At 54.5% G+C, this 18,627-nt stretch carries 16 protein-coding genes; 13 read left to right on the top strand and 3 right to left on the bottom strand.

What is annotated here, in order from left to right:
• Positions 1–38: 38 nt before the first annotated feature.
• Complete coding sequence (gene proX, locus AC2FC2_RS16130) at positions 39–1,040, top strand: glycine betaine/L-proline ABC transporter substrate-binding protein ProX (RefSeq protein ID WP_490659529.1); 1,002 nt, start codon at positions 39–41, stop codon at positions 1,038–1,040.
• Positions 1,041–1,077: 37 nt separating this feature from the next.
• Here the strand turns inward: proX and AC2FC2_RS16125 are convergent, their stop codons facing one another.
• Positions 1,078–1,956, bottom strand: a complete 879-nt coding sequence (locus AC2FC2_RS16125; RefSeq protein ID WP_209640379.1) for a LysR family transcriptional regulator — start codon at positions 1,954–1,956, stop codon at positions 1,078–1,080.
• Between the two features lie 102 nt (positions 1,957–2,058).
• Here AC2FC2_RS16125 and AC2FC2_RS16120 point away from each other — a divergent pair, with 102 nt between their 5' ends.
• The 7 genes from AC2FC2_RS16120 (at position 2,059) to emrB (ending at position 9,495) form a co-directional block, all read left to right on the top strand.
• Positions 2,059–3,258, top strand: coding sequence for an MFS transporter (locus AC2FC2_RS16120; RefSeq protein ID WP_209640382.1), 1,200 nt, complete (start codon positions 2,059–2,061; stop codon positions 3,256–3,258).
• Between the two features lie 120 nt (positions 3,259–3,378).
• Positions 3,379–4,125, top strand: coding sequence for an AzlC family ABC transporter permease (locus AC2FC2_RS16115; RefSeq protein WP_404760666.1), 747 nt, complete (start codon positions 3,379–3,381; stop codon positions 4,123–4,125).
• A complete protein-coding gene (gene ygaH, locus AC2FC2_RS16110; RefSeq protein ID WP_209640388.1) occupies positions 4,115–4,468 on the top strand; it encodes an L-valine transporter subunit YgaH in 354 nt (117 codons plus the stop codon). Before AC2FC2_RS16115 ends, ygaH begins: the two co-directional genes overlap by 11 nt.
• A gap of 159 nt (positions 4,469–4,627) precedes the next feature.
• Positions 4,628–5,149 (top strand): transcriptional repressor MprA, encoded by a 522-nt coding sequence (gene mprA / locus AC2FC2_RS16105; RefSeq protein ID WP_037422292.1) that lies wholly within the window; start codon positions 4,628–4,630, stop codon positions 5,147–5,149.
• A gap of 21 nt (positions 5,150–5,170) precedes the next feature.
• Complete coding sequence (locus AC2FC2_RS16100; RefSeq protein WP_209640390.1) at positions 5,171–6,622, top strand: efflux transporter outer membrane subunit; 1,452 nt, start codon at positions 5,171–5,173, stop codon at positions 6,620–6,622.
• Between the two features lie 147 nt (positions 6,623–6,769).
• Entirely contained in the window at positions 6,770–7,942 is a 1,173-nt protein-coding gene (emrA, locus tag AC2FC2_RS16095; RefSeq protein WP_209640392.1) for a multidrug efflux MFS transporter periplasmic adaptor subunit EmrA, read from the top strand.
• Between the two features lie 17 nt (positions 7,943–7,959).
• The gene (gene emrB / locus AC2FC2_RS16090) at positions 7,960–9,495 is read left to right on the top strand and encodes a multidrug efflux MFS transporter permease subunit EmrB (RefSeq protein ID WP_209640393.1); all 1,536 of its coding nucleotides are present in this window, start codon (positions 7,960–7,962) and stop codon (positions 9,493–9,495) included.
• A gap of 257 nt (positions 9,496–9,752) precedes the next feature.
• Here emrB and AC2FC2_RS16085 read toward each other — a convergent pair whose 3' ends face one another.
• Positions 9,753–10,853: a tRNA/rRNA methyltransferase gene (locus AC2FC2_RS16085; RefSeq protein ID WP_061808384.1), complete on the bottom strand. Its 1,101-nt coding sequence runs from the start codon at positions 10,851–10,853 to the stop codon at positions 9,753–9,755.
• Positions 10,854–11,061: 208 nt separating this feature from the next.
• Here AC2FC2_RS16085 and trxC point away from each other — a divergent pair, with 208 nt between their 5' ends.
• The 5 genes from trxC to AC2FC2_RS16060 all read left to right on the top strand — a co-directional run bounded on the left by trxC (position 11,062) and on the right by AC2FC2_RS16060 (position 17,015).
• Complete coding sequence (gene trxC, locus AC2FC2_RS16080; protein ID WP_490659528.1) at positions 11,062–11,481, top strand: thioredoxin TrxC; 420 nt, start codon at positions 11,062–11,064, stop codon at positions 11,479–11,481.
• Positions 11,482–11,599: 118 nt separating this feature from the next.
• Positions 11,600–12,304 carry a tRNA-uridine aminocarboxypropyltransferase gene (locus AC2FC2_RS16075; RefSeq protein ID WP_209640398.1) on the top strand — a complete coding sequence of 235 codons (705 nt, stop codon included), beginning with the start codon at positions 11,600–11,602 and terminating at the stop codon, positions 12,302–12,304.
• Between the two features lie 141 nt (positions 12,305–12,445).
• Positions 12,446–15,094, top strand: a complete 2,649-nt coding sequence (locus AC2FC2_RS16070) for a bifunctional acetate--CoA ligase family protein/GNAT family N-acetyltransferase (RefSeq protein ID WP_490659527.1) — start codon at positions 12,446–12,448, stop codon at positions 15,092–15,094.
• A 153-nt stretch (positions 15,095–15,247) separates the two neighbouring features.
• The gene (gene pssA / locus AC2FC2_RS16065) at positions 15,248–16,603 is read left to right on the top strand and encodes a CDP-diacylglycerol--serine O-phosphatidyltransferase (protein ID WP_265557048.1); all 1,356 of its coding nucleotides are present in this window, start codon (positions 15,248–15,250) and stop codon (positions 16,601–16,603) included.
• A 79-nt stretch (positions 16,604–16,682) separates the two neighbouring features.
• Positions 16,683–17,015 (top strand): YfiM family lipoprotein, encoded by a 333-nt coding sequence (locus AC2FC2_RS16060; protein ID WP_209640406.1) that lies wholly within the window; start codon positions 16,683–16,685, stop codon positions 17,013–17,015.
• A 1-nt stretch (position 17,016) separates the two neighbouring features.
• On the opposite strand, the gene AC2FC2_RS16055 is transcribed toward AC2FC2_RS16060, so the two are convergent.
• Positions 17,017–18,327: an MFS family transporter gene (locus AC2FC2_RS16055; RefSeq protein WP_209640409.1), complete on the bottom strand. Its 1,311-nt coding sequence runs from the start codon at positions 18,325–18,327 to the stop codon at positions 17,017–17,019.
• Positions 18,328–18,627 lie beyond the last annotated feature (300 nt).

The raw sequence follows: 18,627 nt of genomic DNA, 5'->3' as shown, positions 1-18,627 counted from the left end.
GGAAATCCCGGCTTCATAACATAAAAAGGTATTTCACTATGCGCACTACAGGAATCTGGGCCGTTGCCCTTACCACACTGATTAGCTCACAGACGGTTTTTGCCGCGGACTTGCCGGGTAAAGGCATCAGGGTGCAACCGGTGCAGAGCACCATTTCCGAAGAAACCTTCCAGACGCTGCTGGTCAGTAAAGCGTTGGAAAAACTGGGCTACGACGTGAAAGACACGCGCGAAGTGGACTATAACGTCGCCTACACGTCAATCGCCTCCGGTGACGCGACGTTTCTTGCGGTCAATTGGGATCCGCTGCACGCCGATCAGTACAAAGCCGCCGGTGGCGACGCCAAGTTTTACCGCGAGGGGGTATACGTCAACGGCGCAGCACAGGGTTACCTGATCGACAAAAAAACCGCCGATAAATACCACATCACCAACATGGAACAGCTGAAAGATCCGAAGATCGCCAAACTGTTCGACACCAACGGGGATGGCAAAGCGGATCTGACCGGTTGTACGCCGGGCTGGGGCTGTGAAGCCGCCATTAACCACCACATCAAGGCCTACGGTCTGGATAAGACCGTCGAGCACAACCAGGGCAACTACGCGGCAATGATTGCCGATACCATTACCCGCTACAAAGAAGGCAAACCGGTGTTGTACTACACCTGGACGCCATACTGGGTGAGCGATGTGTTGGTTCCGGGGCGCGACGTCGTCTGGTTGCAGGTGCCATTTTCCGCCATGCCGGGCGAAATGAAAAACAGGGATACCAAGCTGCCAAACGGTGCTAACTATGGTTTCCCGGTGAACACCATGCGTATCGCCGCCAACAAGCAGTGGGCCGAAGCCAACCCGGCTGCCGCCAAGCTGTTCGCCATCATGAAGCTGCCCATTGCCGATGTGAATGCGCAAAACCTGCGTATGCATGAGGGTCAGGCATCTGAAGCCGATATCCAGCGTCACGTTAATGGCTGGATCAAGGCGCATCAGGCCACCTTTGACGGCTGGGTGAAAACGGCCGCCGAGGCCGCGAAGAAATAATCACACAGGGGTGCAGGCAACTGCACCCCTGCTCTCTTTATTCAACAATATCTATCCCACTAAACTGCAAAAAACGCTCGGCGGTTCTGGACAGCAACTGCGGCCATACGCAGTACACCTGCCGCCGTGGGCCATCCTCGATTGGAATTGACACCAGCGAACTCAAACGCTGTGCCGTCGAAATCGGTACGATACCCGTCGCTAGCCCGCGTCGGACCAAATTTTCCAGCCATTCAATATGATCAATTTCAAAACTGACGTGCCGCTTAATCCCCGCAGCCTGAAACGCGCGATCGGTTTGGCGCCTGGCCCCTGTACCGCTGTAAAAGTCCACCAGCGGTACTTCCGACAAGGTTTGCAGATTGACTCGCTGGCGGTTGGCTAACGGATGTTGTGTCGCCACCAGTGCCACCAGCGGCTCATCGGTAAGCTGCCGATGAGATACCGGCAGCATATCGATATCCCCCGGCCAAATGCCGACAAACGCCACGTCGGTTTTTTGTTGGCGAACATCCTCCAGCAATTCCTCGCTCATTCCCACATACAACCGGATGTTCACCGCCGGATAATGACGATGGAAATTACCCAGTTTCTCGGTGAGATCAATCGCGTTTATGGTTGAAATGGTGCCAATAGTCAGGGTACCGGACACTGTGCCGCTGGCCGCGACCACCTCCTCCACCAGCGCCTGTTTCGCCGCCAGTAATCGTTGCGCAGGTTGAATAAATGCCTGGCCGGCAGTCGTCAATTTTACCCGGCGTGAGGTACGCTCAAACAATGTGCATCCTAGCTCTTCCTCCAGTTTGGCAATCTGGTGGCTAAGGGCAGACTGTACCGTATGGCAGCGCTGCGCCGCCCGCGTAAAGCTCTGTTCTTCAGCCACCGCAAGTGCAAAGCGGATTTGTTTCAGGTTCATGGCATCTATCGCAAAATGAGATTAATCAAATGAAAATTATACATTGGTTTAACGCGCTGTCCTGAACGATACTCGCCCCACTTCTTCTTATGATTAAAAACTATGAATCAAAAACACGCACAGCCGGGTCTAAGCCCAGCGTTAACCGTACTGATTGCCATCGCCACCGGTCTGGCGGTCGCCAGTAACTATTACGCGCAACCATTGCTGGAAACCATCGCCCAGAACTTTGATCTGTCAGTGAATCAGGCCGGTTTTATCGTCACCGCCGCTCAATTGGGCTACGCCGTAGGCCTGCTATTGCTGGTGCCGCTCGGCGATATGTTTGAACGCCGCGGGTTGATTGTCTTTATGACGCTGCTGGCAGCAGGGGGCATGCTGATCACGGCCAGTTCCTCAACCTTGCCGATGATGATCCTCGGCACGGCACTCACCGGGCTGTTCTCGGTGGTGGCGCAAATCCTGGTGCCGTTGGCGGCTACGTTGGCACACCCGGAAAAACGCGGTAAAACCGTTGGCATTATCATGAGTGGCTTACTGCTCGGTATTCTGTTGGCACGAACCGTCGCCGGGGCACTTGCGTCGTTCGGCGGTTGGCGCACCATTTACTGGGTGGCCAGTGTGTTAATGATCCTGATGGCGCTGATCCTCTGGCGTGCACTACCACGTTATAAACAGCACTCAGGGCTGAATTACCCCCAGTTACTGAAATCAATTTTCACCCTGTTCTGCGGGACTCCACTGCTGCGGACCCGTGCGGTGCTGGGTGCGCTCTCGTTCGCCAACTTTAGCGTGCTGTGGACGTCCATGGCCTTTCTGCTGGCCGCGCCGCCCTTTGGCTATTCCGAAGGCGTCATCGGCCTGTTCGGGTTAGTCGGTGCTGCGGGAGCGTTAGCCGCCTCACGTGCCGGGCACATGGCGGACCAAGGCAAAGCCGGTTTAACCACCACCGTTGGCCTGGTGCTGTTGTTACTGTCATGGATACCCATCGCTTTCGCTAAACAATCGCTATGGGCATTGATCGCCGGCATCCTGATCCTTGACCTGGCGGTGCAAGCCGTACACGTCACCAATCAAAGCGTGATTTACCGCATCATGCCGGAAGCGCGTAATCGCCTGACGGCAGGCTACATGACCAGCTATTTTATCGGTGGCGCACTCGGTTCACTGCTGTCAGCCACCGCTTACCAACATGCAGGCTGGACCGGCGTCGCCGCTGCTGGGGGCGTTTTATGTCTCCTCAACCTGCTGACCTGGTGGCACGGTAAGCACCATGACCCACAAGGCCCAGCGACAATCTGATTAGCAAGCGAATAGTAATATCAGGAATTTATTAGCGCCGCAGGGTATAAACATTACTCACTCTCTGGTAATGTTCTGCAGATGAACTATTGATCTCTATATCCTGCGACACTCATAAAAATGCAAAGCCAAGCTGCAGAAAACCTCAATCCTCCTGCCGTCAGCTCTACCTTTACCCACGGCATCGTCGACAGTTTACCTATTGTCATCGGCTATGTGCCGGTGGCTTTCGCATTCGGCCTGAGCGCCGTTAAGCTGGGATTCTCCCCGCTAGAGAGCATCTTCTTTTCCTGCATTATCTATGCGGGGGCGAGTCAGTTTGTGATCACTGCCTTGTTGAGTGCCGGTATGTCACTGTGGGTTTCCGCGCTAACCGTGATGGCCATGGACATACGGCATTTGCTGTATGGCCCAGCCCTGCGACACCGCATCGTTTCGCGCATGTCGCGCGGTAAAACGGCACTGTGGGCCTTCGGCCTGACCGATGAAGTGTTCGCCGCGGCTACGGCCAAGTTAATGCGCAATAACCGCAGTTGGAGCGAAAACTGGATGCTCGGCATCTCGCTGTGCTCCTGGCTGTCGTGGGTCGCAGGCACCGCGATTGGCGCACTCTTCGGCAACGGGCCTCTTGAGCAATATCCCGTCATCGAGGCGTCACTCTCCTTTATGCTGCCGGCGCTGTTCCTCAGTTTCCTGCTTGCTGCATTCAAACGCCCGCAAAGCCTGACTATCGCCGCGGCTCTGGCCGGTGCACTGCTCGGCGTAGTGCTATTTTCCATCCCGGTAGCCATTTTAGCGGGTATCAGTGCCGGTTGTATCGCCGCGCTGTTCCAACCCACCACGCAGGAGGTTATCAATGAACACTGATGTGCTGATCATTGGCCTGGTTGTGGGTTGCGCTAATTACCTGTTCCGCTACTTACCATTACGCCTGGCGCCAGCGCGTGCCCAACCCGGCATCAAGCGAGGTAAAACGGCCTTGCTGCTCGACAGTATCGGCATCGCCTCTATCTGTGCGTTGCTGGTGGTATCCAGCACGCCGGTGGTGATGCGTGAACCCGACAAGCTGTGGCCAACACTGGTCGGGTTCGCCGCACTGGGTTTGTGCTTCTACCGCAGCAAGAGCATCATTTTGTCGACGTTGATCGGCGCAGTCGCCTTTGGCATCACATTAAAAATGTTTATGATTCTCGGCCCAGCCAGCCTTTGATTTTGTCCGTCATCCCCATTCTGAGCACTTACTCAAAAATGGGTCATTGACAAACAACTTACAAATGACACGAATTGCTAAATTATTCGCACGGCTGAACATTTACATTATTAATCACTATCGTTACTATCTCGAACGAAATTAATGAGGCCCCAAATTATGGAAAGCTCGTTTACTCCCATTGAACAAATGCTTAATTTCCGCGCAAAACGTCAGAAAGATTTCCCTTATCAGGAGATATTGCTGACCCGTCTGTGCATGCACATGCAAAGTAAGCTGCTGGAAAACCGCAATAAAATGCTCAAAGCTCAAGGGATTAACGAAACATTGTTTATGGCGCTGATTACTCTGGATGCACAGGAAAGTCACAGCATTCAGCCTTCTGAGCTAAGCTCTGCCCTAGGTTCGTCGCGTACTAATGCCACACGTATTGCCGATGAGTTAGAAAAGCGCGGTTGGATTGAGCGCCGTGAAAGTGACAATGATCGTCGTTGCCTGCATTTGCACATGACGCCGCAGGGAGAGGAATTTCTCAACCAGTTGCTGCCACCGCAGCACAAATGTCTGCATTTCCTGTGGTCCACGCTGAACGATGACGAACAGCAGCAGCTTGAAAAGCTGACGCGCAAACTGTTAACGCGTCTGGACCAGATGGAAGTTTCAGGACAGTTATCCCAATAACTTCTGTTCAGGTAACATACTATGCGATCCCCATTTAACTGGAGATTCACCCCGCTGTTCGCTGTATTGCTGCTGGCCGGGTGTGCATCTACCGATAATATTGCCCCGCAATCCACCCTGATGGATCCGCAGAGCCTGCAACTGTCACAGCCAAAAGTCAGTTCGCTGAATGTCAGCCCGCAATGGTGGCGTTCGCTTAATGACCCGCAGCTCGATAGCCTGATGACCCAGACGCTGCAAAGCTCGCCGACGCTGAGACAAGCAGCGGGTCGCGTGCGCGAAGCACAAAGTGTCGTAGGCGAAGCCAGTGCCGCCAATGGCCCCAATCTGGATCTGAACGCCAGCAGCAACCGCCAGAAAATTCCACAGAACGTTAACCTGGGGCTGGGCTACCCGCACCAACCGATCTATGAAACCTCTAACTCTTTGGGCCTGAATCTGGCTTATGAGTTTGACTGGTGGGGCAAATACCGCAATCAGGTTAACGCCGCCAAGGCACAGGTTGATGCGGCACGCGCCGAACAGGAACAGGCGGCACTGACGCTGACCAGTTCCGTGGCCTCGGCGTATTACCAGCTTCAAAGCAATTTTGCACTGGAAAAACTGCTGCAACAGGAAGTGGATAACAACCAACGCCTGGCAGACCTGCGCCAGCAGCAATATAAAGCCGGCATTACGGGTGTTGATGTTCCACAACAAACCCAGGCACAAGCTGACGGCGCCAAACAGCAGATCCTTCAACTGCAGTCGCAAATTGAACAACTTAGACACCAATTGGCCGCACTGGCTGGCCAGGGCCCGAATGCGATGCAGCACCTGCGTCCAGTCGCGTTGCCTGCCAGTAATTTGATGGCGCCAAAAGGTGAGCTAACTGCCGATTTGCTGGGTAAACGCCCGGACATCGCCGCACAGCGCCAGTTGGTGGAGTCCTACAGCCAACGCGTCAGCGCCGCACGTAAGGAATTTTACCCTAGCCTGACCATTTCAGCCTTTGCCGGCCTGACCACGACCAATACCAGTGGCACCAGCCCGAACCTGTTTGAAGCGGCCAGCCAAGCCTGGAATGTGGTGCCAGCGATTTCATTACCGATCTTCCACGCCGGCGCACTGCGCAGCAAGCTGGGTGAGGAGTCTGCACTGTATGACCAGGCCGTCGAGTCCTATAACCAAACTATCCTGAATGCCGTGCAGGAAACTGCTGATGCCATCACCGTCCAACAAAGCACTGCGCAACAGCAGCTGCAGGCGGCATCCGCGTCCCAATCGATGCAGCAGGTGTACCGCGTCGCTAACGCTCGATACCAGGCAGGGATTATCGGGCGCGACCAGTTGTTAACCAGCCAAACGCAGCTCTTGCAGCAGCAGCAGGCGGAACTGAATGCCAGCAGCAACTTGTTGCAGGCGAAGATAGGACTGATCCGTGCGCTGGGCGGTGGCTATCAAGCTCCGGCCGTAGCGGATTCAAAAGCATAATAAAACGACCCAAAATAATTGGCGCGGCATCGAGACGGCAAGGGAACGAGCCCCATGAACTTACTCCTGTAAGTGCATCGGGCGAGTGAGCAGAGCCAATACCGATGCCGCTTCAGTCTGAAGGGTAAAGAGAGCTTGGAGAACACCATGAGTGTAAGCGCGGAAACTCAAAACCCGCAGCAACCGGTCGGTAAGAAGAAGCAGCGTAAATTCTGGCTGCTGTTGCTAACGGTTATTTTTGTTGTTATTGGGGTGGCATATTTAGTGTATTGGTTCCTGGTGCTGCGTCATCATCAGGAAACGGACGACGCCTATGTGTCCGGTAACCAGGTGCAGATCATGGCCCAGGTGAACGGTAGCGTTAACCGCGTCAACTTCGACAATACAGATTACGTAAAACAGGGTGATGTACTGGTCACGCTCGATCCAACCGATGCCGAGCAAGCGCTTGAACGCGCCAAAACCGGCTTGGCTAACAGCGTGCGTCAAACCCACCAGCTCATCATTAACAGTAAGCAATATCAGGCCAATATTGCCCTGCGCAAATCTGACTTGAGCAAAGCTGAGAGTGATTTAAAGCGCCGTGTGGTGCTGGGTAGCGTTGACGCCATTGGCCGTGAAGAACTGCAACATGCACGTGATGCGGTCGACAGCGCCAAGGCCGCGTTAGAAGTGGCCGTACAGCAATACAACGCCAATCAGGCGATGGTGCTCAATACCCCACTGGAACAGCAGCCCGCGATCCAACAGTCCGCCGCGCAAGTACGCGACGCTTGGCTGGCATTGCAACGTACTCAAATCATCAGCCCGATCACCGGCTATGTGTCCCGTCGTAGCGTACAGGTTGGCGCGCAAATCGCCGCCGGCTCCCCGCTAATGGCCGTGGTGCCAGCCGATCACATCTGGGTTGATGCCAACTTTAAAGAAACCCAAATTGCCAATATGCGTATTGGACAGTCGGCTACCGTAGTCAGTGATATTTACGGTGACGATGTGGTGTATAACGGCAAAGTCGTCGGTATCGATATGGGTACCGGTAGCGCCTTCTCGCTGCTGCCTGCACAAAATGCTACCGGTAACTGGATCAAAGTGGTTCAGCGTCTGCCGGTGCGTATTGAGCTGGACGCCAAACAAATTGCCGATCATCCGTTGCGCATTGGCTTATCCACACTGGTAAAAGTCGATACCACCAATCTGGATGGCCGCGTGCTGTCTGATGTGGTGCGAGACAAACCGCTGTACCAGACCGACGCGCTGGCGTTGAATCTGGCACCGGTTAACCAGATGATCGCTGACGTGATCCATGCGAATGCCGGCTAAGCGCGCGGGAGGCTACCTTGGCACAGAAACCGCTTGAAGGCGCTCAGCTCGCCTGGATGACGGTCGCGCTCGCCATGGCGACCTTTATGCAGGTGCTGGACTCCACCATTGCCAACGTGGCGATCCCAACAATTGCGGGTAACCTCGGGTCTTCCAACTCGCAGGGCACCTGGGTGATCACCTCGTTTGGCGTGGCAAACGCCATTTCCATCCCGATCACCGGCTGGCTGGCAAAGCGCGTCGGTGAAGTGCGGTTGTTCCTTTGGTCCACCGCATTGTTCGTGCTCGCTTCCTGGCTGTGTGGCATTTCCAACAGCCTGGGCATGCTGATCTTCTTCCGCGTGATCCAGGGGGTGGTCGCAGGGCCCTTGATCCCGCTGTCACAAAGCCTGTTGCTGAACAACTATCCGCCCGCCAAGCGAGCGATGGCCCTGGCGCTCTGGTCGATGACGGTGATCGTCGCGCCAATATTCGGGCCTATCCTCGGGGGTTATATCAGTGATAACTATCACTGGGGCTGGATCTTCTTCATCAACATTCCGATTGGCGGTTTCGTGATCATGGCAGCCCTGTCGACGTTGCGCGGCAGAGAAACCAAGACCGAGATCAAACCGATCGATACCGTTGGCCTGGTGCTGCTGATTGTCGGCATTGGTTCGCTGCAGGTGATGCTCGATCAGGGTAAGGAGCTGGACTGGTTCAACTCGACCGAGATTATTGTGCTGACGGTGGTGGCGGTGGTGGCGCTGCTGTTCCTGGTGGTCTGGGAACTGACGGACGACCACCCGGTGGTAGACTTGTCGCTGTTCAAGTCACGCAACTTTACCATCGGCTGTCTGTGCATCAGTCTGGCCTACATGCTCTACTTCGGCGCTATCGTCCTGTTGCCGCAGCTGCTACAGGAGGTGTATGGCTATACCGCCACCTGGGCAGGATTGGCTTCGGCACCGATCGGGTTGATACCGGTATTGCTGTCACCGATCATCGGTAAATTCGGCAACCGACTCGATATGCGCAGGCTGGTGACCTTTAGCTTCATTATGTATGCCGTGTGCTTTTACTGGCGCGCTTATACGTTTGAGCCGGGAATGGACTTTGGTGCCTCGGCCTGGCCGCAGTTTGTCCAGGGCTTTGCCATCGCCTGCTTCTTTATGCCGTTAACCACCATCACGCTGTCCGGCTTGCCGCCGGAACGTATGGCAGCGGCATCGAGCCTGTCGAACTTTACCCGTACGTTGGCGGGGTCGATCGGTACGTCGATCACCACCACGCTGTGGACCCAGCGCGAATCGCAACATCACGCGCAGCTGACGGAGTTTGTGAATCCATACAGTCCGCAGTCGCAGGAAATGTATCGACAGTTGGAACAGATCGGTATGAGCAAGCAGCAGGCGTCGGCCTATATTGCCAACGAGATCACCGCGCAAGGGTTGATCATCTCTGCCAACGAGATTTTCTGGTTGGCTGCTGGGGTGTTCCTGATCCTGCTGGTACTGGTGTGGGTGGCGAAACCGCCATTCAGTTCTGGCGGCGGGGGCGGCGGCGCTCACTAAACAGTAGAAAGCAAAACGGGCGCCCCAGGGCGCCCGTTTTTTTATAACATTATGTATACCCTATGAATTTCAAGTTGCAGCTAGGCGATCCACTCACTCATCCCCAGGCGCTTACTCTAGTCAGTCACTGGGGTGACAAATCTGCCGGGAGCAGATTTGAACGCTGCCCGCAGCGGCCCCTAAGGGGTGTGGCCCATGGACGGGCCACATAACTGAGTGCAGCTAACAACGCTGCAGCTTGAAAGGCGACGGGTATATTAGGCCTGGTTTTGACGCCACCAGTCAGCCAGCAAAATACCGGTCGCGACCGATACGTTCAGGCTTTCTACCTTGCCGGTACCGCCGATAGACACGTTCATATCCCCCTGTTGCCAGGCGCTGTCGCTCAGACCGTCGCGCTCTTGCCCCAGTACCAGTACCATTTTGGCCGGCAGTTTAGCCTGCGCCAGTGGGGTACCTTTGTGGCTCGAGGTGGTCACAATGGCATAACCCGCCTTGCGGAAGGTATCCAGCACCGACAGGAAGTCATCAGCGCTAATCGCTTTGATGTGCTCTGCCCCACCCTCTGCCGTACGCACCGCAGCACCAGACTCCAGCAACGCAGGATCCTGCAGCAACACGCCGTTAACGCCAAAGTGAGCGCAAGAACGGACGATAGCCCCCAGGTTATGCGGGTTGCCCACTTCTTCCAATGCCAGCACGCAGTCTTTCGCCGGTGCTTCTTTCAAATAGGTTTGCGCATCCAGCCCCTGACGCTTTTTGATCAGGAAGCACACGCCGCCATGGTGTTCAGTGCCGGACGCTTTAGCCAGCTCTTCTTCATCTACGACGTGATAGGCTTTACGGTTCGCCGCCATCCAACGTAGGGCTTCACGAAAACGTGGCGTGACCGACTGCACGAACCACGCACGGACGATGGCGTCTGGGCGGCTGGCAAACAGGGCCTGGCAGGCGTTCTCACCGTAAACACGGGTTTCTTCCGCACGTTGACGACGCAGCTGCTCCGGATCGATAAAGCTTTTACCGCTGATACCGCCGTGATCGAACGCCGGCTCTTCTTCCGGGCCACGTGACACGGTTTTCCATGGCGAATCATAACCGCCACGGTCTTCAGTACGCGCTGGACGGCGAGGACGATCGCTTTCACTGCGGCGGGAATCAGTACCAGAGCCACGGCGATCATTGTTGCCACGTGGTTTGTCCTGACCGGTACGGCCCGAAGAGCGCGCACCGTCTGCCGGACGGCCTTTGCCGGCCGGACGCTTATTCTTGTTACGGTCGTCGCTGCTGCTGTCATCGTCGCTGCGGACGTACATCACTTTAACTTTACCGTTCTTGCCACTAAATGAATCGTTCATTTTCTTCTCCACCAACGCGCAGGGCGCGAAGATTACCTGATGTTGGGGTGCTAAGCCACCTACTTGCGCTAAAAGCTAACAACTATCGTATTCATTGAACAAACCTCTTTGTTCCTTGCCGCACTTTTAACGATAATAAGCAGCATTAAAGAAACATATCCGCAACCCGAATGCGGTTTGTCATGCTTTCTCAGTATCCGAGGTCATCATGAATACAGTCTGTCCAGCTTGTAATGCCACCAACCGCGTCCCTGAAGAACGCGTGGCTGACGGTGCGAAATGCGGCCGCTGCGGCCATGCGCTATTTGACGGTGAGGTGATCAATGCCACCGCCGCGACACTGGACCCGCTGCTGCAGGATGATCTGCCGGTCGTGGTCGACTTTTGGGCACCGTGGTGCGGCCCTTGCGTCAGTTTTGCGCCGATCTTCGAAGACGTTGCCGAAGAACGCGCGGGCAAAGTTCGCTTCGTAAAAGTGAACACCGAGGCAGAGCCAGAATTGAGCGCTCGCTTCCGCATCCGCAGCATTCCGACCATCATGCTATTCCGTAAAGGAAAAATGGTCGACATGCTCAACGGCGCCATGCCAAAGGCGCCATTTGATAACTGGCTCAATGAACTAGTTTAACGCAGAAAGTATAGGCGGTGTTGCCCATTGTGGATGACATCGCCGTGACGCAATCCAGCCCGAACGCTCCCGTCGGGCTTTTTTCTGCGTTACAATGGCGGTTTTCGCCGGAATACTTATGACCGACAACGCCGTACTTCGCCTGCGCCAGTTTCGCCTGGAACGCTCTACTCGCCCCTTTCTGGCGCGCGGCAACCGCATATCGCGTTGTCAGGGTTGCCTGCTGCCGCAAAAAAACTGCCTGTGCGACACTATTCAGCCACAGCCCGCCACCAGCCGTTTCTGCTTAATCATGTTTGGTGCAGAGCCGTTGAAGCCGAGCAATACCGGCCGCTTGATCGCCGATATACTGCCAGAAACGCAGGCGTTCCTTTGGTCGCGCACCGAGGTTGACCCAGCCCTGTTGACGGCCATTAACGATCCCGGACGCCAGCCTTATGTGGTGTTCCCCGCGTCTTATGCCGCGCCTGAACGGCCGGTATTCAGCGAGCTGCCTGCCGGTGGCAAACCGCCGCTGTTTATTATGCTGGACGGTACCTGGACCGAGGCGAGCAAAATGTTCCGTAAAAGCCCGTATCTCAATCAGTTCCCGGTGTTCTCACTCAACGTAACCGCCGCGTCGAACTACCAACTGCGCGAAGCCAGCCGTACTGAGCAACACTGCACAGCAGAAGTTGCGACTGCCCTGCTGCAACAGGCCGGTGATGCGGCCGCCGCAGACGGGCTGGCCGAGCATTTTCGCTATTTCCGCCAACAGTATCTGGCAGGGAAACCTACGCGCCCGGAGGCACCGGTCACAGCAAAGCCGTCTCAAAACGTCTAGAATCAGGCAGTAACGTAGCTATAGCCAATAATTCGAAATGCAGGCCGCTGACAACTGAACATGCCCCAGGACATTTAGTTTACAAAGCAGCAACGGCAGCCAACGCCCCCTGTTATTTTGAAGGACATCAAGGAGTCGTGCATGAGCCAGCGAGGGTTAGAAGCGCTTTTACGTCCCAAATCGATTGCCGTTCTCGGCGCTTCACAACAACCTGGCCGTGCCGGCAATCTGATGATGAGCAACCTGTTGGCGGGGGGATTCAACGGGCCCGTAATGCCCGTCACGCCAAGCTACAAGGCCGTCTGCGGGGTAATGGCGTACCCGGACGTTGCCAGCCTGCCTATCAGCCCCGATCTGGCAATACTTTGCACCCATGCACGACGCAACCTCGCACTAATTCAGGCTCTGGGTGAGCGCGGATGCAAAACCGCCATTGTTCTCTCTTCTCCTCCAGAGCAGTTCGCCGAGTTAAAGGCTTATGCTCAGCGTTATTCAATGCGCCTGCTAGGACCAAACAGTCTGGGCCTGTTGGCCCCTTGGCAAGGTATCAATGCCAGTTTCTCGCCGGTCCCGATCCTCAAGGGCAAGCTGGCGTTCATTTCCCAGTCCGCCGCAGTGGCCAATACTATCCTCGACTGGGCACAGCAGCGCGAAGTCGGTTTTTCCTATTTTATTGCGCTGGGCGACAGCCTGGATATTGACGTCGACGACCTGCTGGACTTTCTGGCTCGCGACAGTAAAACCAGCGCTATCTTGCTGTATCTGGAAAACATCAGCGATGCACGTCGCTTTTTATCTGCATCCCGCAGTGCTTCCCGCAACAAGCCGATTCTGGTCGTCAAAAGTGGTCGCAGTCAGCAAGCTCAGTTATTGCTCAACAGCCAGCAAGGGTTAGATGCCGCCTACGATGCGGCCATTCAACGTGCCGGGTTATTGCGCGTGCAGGATACCCATGAGCTGTTCTCCGCGGTAGAAACCCTGAGCCATATGCACCCGCTGCGCGGAGAACGGCTGATGATTGTCAGTAACGGGGCCGCACCTGCTGCGATGGCATTGGATGAATTATTGGGCCGCAACGGTAAGCTGGCACTGTTGGGAGACGAGACCCTGGCGCAGCTTACCGACGCGCTACCCGAATTTATCCCTGCCGGTAACCCGATTGACCTGCGCGACGACGCAACACCGCAACGTTATTTGGCTGCGGTGAAAACACTGCTCGACAGCCATGACTACGACGCCTTACTGCTGATCCACGCGCCAAGCGCTGCGGCTCCAGGTACGATCACCGCTGAACGCATTATTGAAGCCATTCGCCAACACCCCCGCGGCAAACGAATGACACTCCTTACCAACTGGTGTGGTGAGTATTCGTCGCAGGAAGCCCGGCGGCTATTTACCGAAGCCGGTATTCCAACCTACCGTACCCCGGAAGGTGCGGTAACCGCATTTATGCACATGGTGGAATATCGCCGTAATCAGAAACAGCTAAAAGAGACCCCGGCATTGCCAATAGGTCTGACGGCCAATACCGCAGATGCTCACCGGCTGATTCAACAGGCGTTGTCTGAAGGCGCAACGCAGCTCGATACCCACGAAGTACAATCGATTCTGCAAGCCTATGATCTGACAACCTTACCCACCTGGATTGCCGAAGACAGCGCCGAGGCAGTGCATATTGCCGAACAGATTGGTTACCCGGTAGCGCTCAAACTGCGTTCACCCGATATTCCCCATAAGTCTGAAGTTCAGGGCGTCATGCTTTACTTACGCACCGCGACCGAAGTACAGCGGGCTGCAGAAGCCATTCTCGATCGCGTGAAGCGCACCTATCCGCAGGCCCGCATTCACGGCCTGTTGGTACAGAGTATGGCGAATCGTGCCGGGGCACAGGAACTGCGCATTGCTGTAGAACAAGATGCCATTTTTGGCCCGCTGATCATGCTTGGCGAGGGCGGGATTGAATGGCGGCAGGAAAATCAGGTTTCTGTAGCTCTCCCCCCATTAAATATGGCACTGGCACGCTATCTGGTGTTGCAGGCCGTGAAAGGGGGCAAAATCCGCGGACGCAGTGCCCTGAGACCGCTGGATATTCCAGGGTTGAGTCGCTTGTTGGTGCAGGTGTCCAACCTGATCCTCGATTGCCCGGAAATTACTCGGCTGGACATCCACCCGGTATTGGCCTCCGGCAGCGAGTTCACCCTTCTCGATGTCTCCATGCAACTTGCGCCCTTTACCGGCGATCCACAGGCACGTCTGGCCATTCGTCCTTATCCACACGAGCTGGAAGAAACCATAGAATTGAAAGACGGTTCACACTGTCTGTTCAGGCCGATCTTGCCGGAGGATGAACCGGCGTTGAAACACTTTATCGATCGTGTGACCAAAGAAGATCTCTATTATCGCTACTTCAGCGAGATCAACGAGTTTACCCATGACGATTTGGCTAACATGACGCAGATCGACTACGATCGGGAGATGGCTTTTGTTGCCGTGCGCGATGAACATATCATTGGTGTCACGCGCGCCCTGTCCGATCCAGACAATATCGATGCGGAGTTCGCCGTGTTGGTTCGGTCCGATCTGAAAGGACTCGGTTTGGGGCGCCAACTGCTTGAGAAAATGATCGCCTATGCTCGCGCCCACGGGCTGGCCCGTCTGACCGGGATCACCATGCCAAACAACCGCGGAATGATCGGGCTGGCACAGCGACTGGGCTTTAGCATCGATGTGCAACTTGAGGATGGCATCGTCAATTTGACCCTGCCGTTGCAAGCGGAGGATGCGCAGTGACCTATGTCGCAATGCGCTACGAATCCACCACTTAACGCCAAAACATACGCACAATCGGGGCAACTAGTGGTATTATCGCCCGATTATTCGATTTATTGTTTTTCCGTATTTGGCGTTCAGGCCATCTAATCATGAGAGAAGAAGCGCACTGTGATGTTGTCAAAATTTAAACGTAGCAAACATCAACAACACCTTGCACAACTGCCCAAATTCCCTCAGACGGTAGCTGATGTACGTACCTTGTACACACCGTCTGATTACCGCGCTACGCTGCTGGACTTAATCGCTCACGCTACCAAACGCATTTATCTGGTCGCTTTGTATCTGGAGCACGACGACGCCGGACGCGATATCCTCAACGCCCTTTATCAGGCGAAGCAGCGATGCCCGGAACTGGAGATTTGCATTCTGGTTGACTGGCATCGTGCCCAGCGTGGGCGCATCGGCGCCGCGGCTGCCAATACAAACGCTGACTGGTACTGCGCCATGGCAAACCAGCACCCAGGGCTGTCCGTGCCGATATATGGCGTGCCCGTCAATACCCGTGAAGCCTTGGGCGTGTTGCACCTGAAAGGCTTTGTGATTGACGATACCGTGATTTATAGCGGTGCCAGCATCAACGACGTTTACTTACATCAACATGAGAAATACCGTTACGACCGTTACCAGCTGATCACCAACGGCGAATTGGCGAATACTCTGATCGATTACATCAAACAGCACCTATTGTCCGCTGGTGCAGTACAACGATTGGATCGTGACGATCGTCCGAAAAGCCCTGAGATCAAAAACGAAACTCGCCTTTTCCGCTTTGGCCTGCGCCGCGCCGGCTATCAGTTTCGCAATAAGGCAGGTAACGACGAGCTTGCAGTAACGCCGCTGGTTGGGCTGGGCAAGCAAAGCGTATTGAATAAAACGATTCACCATCTGATGTCCTGCGCCGATCAAAAACTGACGCTGTGTACGCCTTACTTCAACCTCCCGGCGTTACTGGTACGCAATATCATTTCTCTGCTGCGCGAAGGCAAACAGGTAGAAATCATTGTTGGCGATAAAACCGCGAATGACTTCTATATTCCGGAAGATCAGCCGTTCAAAATTATCGGTGCGTTACCTTACCTGTATGAAATCAACCTGCGACGCTTTCTGAGTCGCCTGCAGCGTTATGTCGATACCGGTCAGCTGATTGTTCGTTTGTGGAAAGACGGCGATAACAGCTATCACCTGAAAGGCATGTGGGTAGATGATGAATGGCAGTTGATTACCGGTAATAACCTTAACCCGCGGGCGTGGCGATTGGATCTGGAGAATGCCATTCTCATTCACGATCCTAAGCAAGAGTTACGTGAGCAGCGACACAAAGAGTTGGAATGCATCCGTACCCACACCACCGTGGTGGGGCACTATCTGGAATTACAAAGCATTCAGCAGTATCCGGTTAAAGTGCGCAAACTGATCCGTCGTCTGCGCCGTATCCGCATCGACAGATTGATTAGCCGTATACTGTAATCCCGCTATAATTCAGCTATCGCAGACCCCGGCCAATGTCGGGGTTTTTTATATGCCATGACAACAGGATGTTTTCATTATGCGCCCACTCCGCAGCCTGGCCGTACTCCCCTTTTTACTTTTCACCAGCGGCTGCACCCATTTGGCCAATGACAGTTGGACCGGTAAGGACAAAGCGCAGCATTTTGTTGCTTCTGCTGCCTTTGCTGCCGCCGGTGCTGCGTATGGCGATCATCAAAACTGGAGTGAAGCCCGTAGCCGTAGTTTCGGCCTGATGTTCTCAATTGGGCTCGGTGCCGCCAAAGAACTGTATGACAGTCGTGAAGGCGGCACCGGTTGGAGCTGGAAGGACTTTGCCTGGGATGTCGCGGGCGCCGCGACCGGTTATAGCCTGTATCACGCCACTCGCTGATTCACAGTTGGATTTCTTTTCCTTTGCGATGCAAGCGAAGTGACACGATCAACGCCAGTAGACACATGCCGGAAACATACCAGAAGAAGGCATTTTCCGCGCCGAAGGATTTCAGCGACAACGCCACATATTCTGCTGACCCACCAAACATTGCGTTAGCGACCGCGTAGGATAGTCCAACCCCTAATGCCCGCACTTCCGGCGGGAACATTTCAGCTTTCAGCAGCCCGCTGATCGAGGTATAGAAACTCACAATAAACAGCGCCAGGACAATCAGACCGAAGGCGGCATAAGGATTAGTGACATTTTTCAACGTCAGCAGGATCGGCACCGTCAATAAGGTCGCAAACGAGGCGAAGATCAGCATTGAGCTGCGGCGGCCAATCTTGTCCGATAATGCCCCGACCAACGGTTGCAACAGCATGTAGATAAATAGCGCCGCAGTCATGATGCCACTGGCCAACTTGGCATCCATTCCAGAGGTGTTAACCAAATACTTCTGCATGTAGGTGGTAAAGGTATAAAAGCTCAACGAGCCACCGGCAGTAAAGCCCAGTACCATCAGGAAGGCTTTGCGGTTTTTCCACAATCCTTTCAGTGAACCGGCGTCTTTATGATTACGCGTTTTGGCATCGGAGGTTTCATTCAGTGAGCGACGCAGATACAACGCCACCACGGCCAATACGGCCCCAATGGCAAAAGGAATACGCCACCCCCACGCCTTGAGTTCGTCAGCAGAGAGGATTTGTTGTAACGCAACCAGAACCAGCAGCGCCAGTAATTGGCCACCAATCAGCGTCACATATTGGAAAGAAGCATAGAATCCACGTCGCCCCTTTATTGCCACCTCACTCATATAGGTGGCACTGGTACCGTACTCACCGCCGACGGACAATCCCTGGAATAATCGTGCGATCAACAGCAGTGCGGGCGCCCAGCTACCGATGGATTCATAAGTCGGTAAACAGGCGATCACCAGCGATCCTGCACACATCATGCAGACTGAAATCAACATCGAGTTTTTACGGCCATGCTTGTCGGCGATATAACCGAATAACCAACCACCGATAGGGCGCATAAAGAAACCAGCAGCAAATACGCCGGCGGTTTGCAGTAATTGGGTCGTGCTATTACCTGCTGGGAAAAAAGATGCGGCAAAGTAAATAGAACAAAAGGAATAGACGTAAAAATCAAACCATTCCACCAGGTTTCCCGACGATGCCCCAACAATGGCGAAAATGCGCTTCTTTTTATCTTGGACAACCAGATCAGCGCCCTCCCCATCCACAATAACCGAGGTTGTTTCTGTCATTTTATATTCTCCGAGCCTAATAAATCGTAGGTCAGCATCCCGCCGATTAAATGTAACTTAATTGTTATTGCATGGTTAACAACTAAAACAAATAGCGGGCGAAGAATATAGCGTGATTTATGTGATGCGTATTGAAGATTGGGATAAAAACTGATCAGAATTTAGGCAAATATTTATCGCAGACAAAACAAAAAGCCCTACGCTTTCACGTAGGGCTTGTTGCTTTAATTGATGCCTGGCAGTGTCCTACTCTCGCATGGGGAGACCCCACACTACCATCGGCGCTACGGCGTTTCACTT

The organism is Serratia sp. CoH_122_TC_1, assembly GCF_058191755.1.
This window is presented reverse-complemented; position numbering and strand designations above follow the sequence as displayed.

Bases quoted from the DNA above. Each gene is read 5' to 3' on its own strand.
- proX (WP_490659529.1), top strand. From the start codon at position 39: ATGCGCACTACAGGAATCTGGGCCGTTGCCCTTACCACACTGATTAGC.
- AC2FC2_RS16085 (WP_061808384.1), bottom strand. From the start codon at position 10,853: ATGAACGATTCATTTAGTGGCAAGAACGGTAAAGTTAAAGTGATGTAC.
- ygaH (WP_209640388.1), top strand. From the start codon at position 4,115: ATGAACACTGATGTGCTGATCATTGGCCTGGTTGTGGGTTGCGCTAAT.
- AC2FC2_RS16115 (WP_404760666.1), top strand. From the start codon at position 3,379: ATGCAAAGCCAAGCTGCAGAAAACCTCAATCCTCCTGCCGTCAGCTCT.
- pssA (WP_265557048.1), top strand. From the start codon at position 15,248: ATGTTGTCAAAATTTAAACGTAGCAAACATCAACAACACCTTGCACAA.
- AC2FC2_RS16060 (WP_209640406.1), top strand. From the start codon at position 16,683: ATGCGCCCACTCCGCAGCCTGGCCGTACTCCCCTTTTTACTTTTCACC.
- trxC (WP_490659528.1), top strand. From the start codon at position 11,062: ATGAATACAGTCTGTCCAGCTTGTAATGCCACCAACCGCGTCCCTGAA.
- emrA (WP_209640392.1), top strand. From the start codon at position 6,770: ATGAGTGTAAGCGCGGAAACTCAAAACCCGCAGCAACCGGTCGGTAAG.
- AC2FC2_RS16120 (WP_209640382.1), top strand. From the start codon at position 2,059: ATGAATCAAAAACACGCACAGCCGGGTCTAAGCCCAGCGTTAACCGTA.
- AC2FC2_RS16075 (WP_209640398.1), top strand. From the start codon at position 11,600: ATGACCGACAACGCCGTACTTCGCCTGCGCCAGTTTCGCCTGGAACGC.
- AC2FC2_RS16125 (WP_209640379.1), bottom strand. From the start codon at position 1,956: ATGAACCTGAAACAAATCCGCTTTGCACTTGCGGTGGCTGAAGAACAG.
- mprA (WP_037422292.1), top strand. From the start codon at position 4,628: ATGGAAAGCTCGTTTACTCCCATTGAACAAATGCTTAATTTCCGCGCA.
- AC2FC2_RS16055 (WP_209640409.1), bottom strand. From the start codon at position 18,327: ATGACAGAAACAACCTCGGTTATTGTGGATGGGGAGGGCGCTGATCTG.
- AC2FC2_RS16070 (WP_490659527.1), top strand. From the start codon at position 12,446: ATGAGCCAGCGAGGGTTAGAAGCGCTTTTACGTCCCAAATCGATTGCC.
- AC2FC2_RS16100 (WP_209640390.1), top strand. From the start codon at position 5,171: ATGCGATCCCCATTTAACTGGAGATTCACCCCGCTGTTCGCTGTATTG.